The organism is Flavobacterium sp., assembly GCF_046155325.1.
Classification (GTDB): domain Bacteria; phylum Bacteroidota; class Bacteroidia; order Flavobacteriales; family Flavobacteriaceae; genus Flavobacterium.
In genome coordinates this window covers 1-2,642 of the sequence record NZ_JBJXDQ010000041.1, presented here as the reverse complement: position 1 = coordinate 2,642, position 2,642 = coordinate 1, and the positions used below count along the sequence as shown (strand labels likewise).

General features: G+C 29.2%; 4 protein-coding genes. All 4 read right to left on the bottom strand.

Going from position 1 to position 2,642, the window contains the following annotated elements:
• On the bottom strand, window positions 1-148 hold a 148-nt coding region (locus ACKVOD_RS02695), incomplete at its 3' end, for a glycosyltransferase family 2 protein (protein ID WP_409207942.1).
• Window positions 130-1,011 carry a glycosyltransferase family 2 protein gene (locus ACKVOD_RS02690; protein ID WP_409207941.1) on the bottom strand — a complete coding sequence of 294 codons (882 nt, stop codon included), beginning with the start codon at window positions 1,009-1,011 and terminating at the stop codon, window positions 130-132. The genes ACKVOD_RS02690 and ACKVOD_RS02695, both read right to left, overlap by 19 nt.
• Window positions 1,012-1,040: 29 nt before the next feature.
• Window positions 1,041-1,931, bottom strand: coding sequence for a glycosyltransferase family 2 protein (locus ACKVOD_RS02685; protein WP_409207940.1), 891 nt, complete (start codon window positions 1,929-1,931; stop codon window positions 1,041-1,043).
• A gap of 1 nt (window position 1,932) precedes the next feature.
• On the bottom strand, window positions 1,933-2,642 hold a 710-nt coding region (locus ACKVOD_RS02680; protein WP_409207939.1), incomplete at its 5' end, for a glycosyltransferase.

Sequence of the window (2,642 nt, the reverse complement as noted above, 5' to 3'; positions counted from 1 at the left end):
GTAGGATTTCCTTAGTATTATCAGTTGATCCATCATCAACGATTACTATTTCAAAATCTTGAAAAGTTTGATCCAGAACTCCTTGTATTGCTCTGCTTATAATGTGAGCTCTATTATAAGAGGGAATAATTATACTGAAATAAGGCATTGTAGATTTTTTAATTTTGCAATTAGTGCTTGAAAACTATTCTTAATAAACACTAAAACAAAAGGCTTTTTAAGAACTTTAGATTGGAAAATTGAGATTTTTCTAGCAAGAATTAATAGATTAAAAACTGATATTTTTTTATTAATTACCCAATTAAAAAATGATTGATACACTAATAATCGGGTTGTATCATTTTGTCCTACCCAAATCCTATTGCCTTCATGCCTTCTAATTAGAGCCACTGGAACTATTAATTCACCTCCAACTAAAGTGCCTTTGAATGCCATCTTGAGCCACATTTCAGAATCTTGGTGCAAAAGCAATTCTGGATTAAAATAACCCACTTTATTAAAAATTTCTTTTTTAATAGTAATTCCGTTCGTATGAAAATGCCCGTAAGTGCCTCTTAGCAAATAGTGAAATAATTTTTTAGGTTCAACAACTCTTTTCAAAGTAAAAACTTTCCCATCAGGTTCATTGATATAACCTACTGCCGAATAAACACCATCTACATCTGGATTTGACAGAAATATATTTTGTTCATTTTCAAATCTATTAACGTTATAAATATCATCAGCGTCTAAAAAAGAAACATATTCATGCTTCGCCTTTAAAATTCCTAAATTTCGGCTTTCAGATGCACCTTTATTTTGATTGTTCTCATGAATATACAAACTTACTTTTTCATAATTTCTTGAAAGTCCTTCACAAATTGCCAAAGAATTATCTTTTGACCCATCTTCGATTAAAATGATTTCACCAACTTCTGGTAAATCAATAGCAGACAATAATGCCTCTTCTACATACTTTGCAGCATTGTATACTGGCATAACTACTGTAACTTTAAAATCATTAGTAATCATAAAATATTTTTAAAGGAACAATATTAATTTTAAAGAAAAGTTTGACCTTTGATTTTGCTTAATTTTTTGTTTCGGACTATAGATTTAAAGTCAATAGTTCTTATGATTTTCAACTTTACAATAGTATCCTTCCAGTCCTGAATTCTTACTCTACGAAACAAAAACTTTAAAACATCCATCTTGTGAGGATTAGATAACTCAGCAATCATTTCTCGCTTAAAATTAAGCTTGAAATCAGTAAAATAGACACCTTTTTTAGTACTATCTCTATCATGATAAATTTTAACCATGGGAACTACTCCAATCTTGAATCCATGATATAAAACCCTTTGACAATAATTATCATCTTCGGAATAATGAAAAAAAGAAGGGCTAAATCCACCTACGTTTTCGATACATTTTCTTGTTATCAACCAGGCCGCCGCATTTACAAATTTCTGACTGTATATTTTATTTTCATACGTATTCAAATACATATCCGAAAATAAGGTTTTTGACAATCCTGTAGCAATGTAATAGGAGAAATTATAATCTAATGTACTTCCACTTCCATTTAAATGCATAGGGCTAATTATTCCAAATTCTGGATTTTGATTTGCAACCTCAACTAATTTTTCAATGGTGTTGTTTTCAATCCAAGCATCTTGGTTTAATAAAAAAACAAAATCGGCTCCCGCATCATAAGCCTTTCTGATTCCAATGTTATTTCCTTTACCAAAACCCAAGTTTTGCTTTGCTTCGATGAAATCAACTTCAGGATATTTTTCTTGAATTATTAACTGCGAACCATCAGTAGAACCATTATCAATGACAATTGTTTTTAACGGAATAGTACTATTTCTCAAACTAGAAAAACATTGATCTATCCATTTTTTTGGATTATAGGTTACAATAACAATATAAACTGAAGATGAATTCATTTTAATTTTTATGTTTTTTAATGAATCTAAATATTAAAATTTTAAGAGAATCTATTTTTTTACTAAAAATTGATTTTTCATCCCATCGGATTACTTTCTCATATTGATCAATCAATTCCAAACTGATTTTTAAAAATAATTTTCTTTCGTTTAAGTCAACCAATGAACTTAAAATGCACATGTGATATTGCATTTTTTTCTTACACATTTCAACTAATGATAAAGAAGAATAAATACCTGTACCTCTTCTATACACTGCCATATAGTCGTCAATTCGTTTTAAATAACCATTGGAACAAACATTTAGAAAAAATAAAATATCACCTACAGGTGTATTTATCATCTCATCTGAAAAAACAAATGATTTATTTCTAAAAACAAAGGAACAAGAATGAATAAAATTGCCTTCTCGAAGTAAATCCATTCTTGTAATTTTAGCTTTATCTTTTACTTTATCATAGCGATTTTCAATAGCAGTATCTTCAACAAGGCTATCCCCAAACGAAGCTTTTATTTTATGAAAACAACCCGCATATTCTTGATTTTCTTCTAAAAAATCAGCTTGTTTTTGAAGTTTAAGCGGGTCTGTCCAATAATCATCTCCATCTAATAAGGCAATGTATTTACCCGTACAATTTTCGATAATATTATAAAAATTATGGAGTCTGCCTAACTTTTGACGGTTTAACCAATAGTCATCTCCTACTTTTC

Excerpts from the sequence above, each read along its gene's own strand:
- ACKVOD_RS02690 (WP_409207941.1), bottom strand. The coding sequence starts at position 1,011 with ATGATTACTAATGATTTTAAAGTTACAGTAGTTATGCCAGTATACAAT.
- ACKVOD_RS02685 (WP_409207940.1), bottom strand. The coding sequence starts at position 1,931 with ATGAATTCATCTTCAGTTTATATTGTTATTGTAACCTATAATCCAAAA.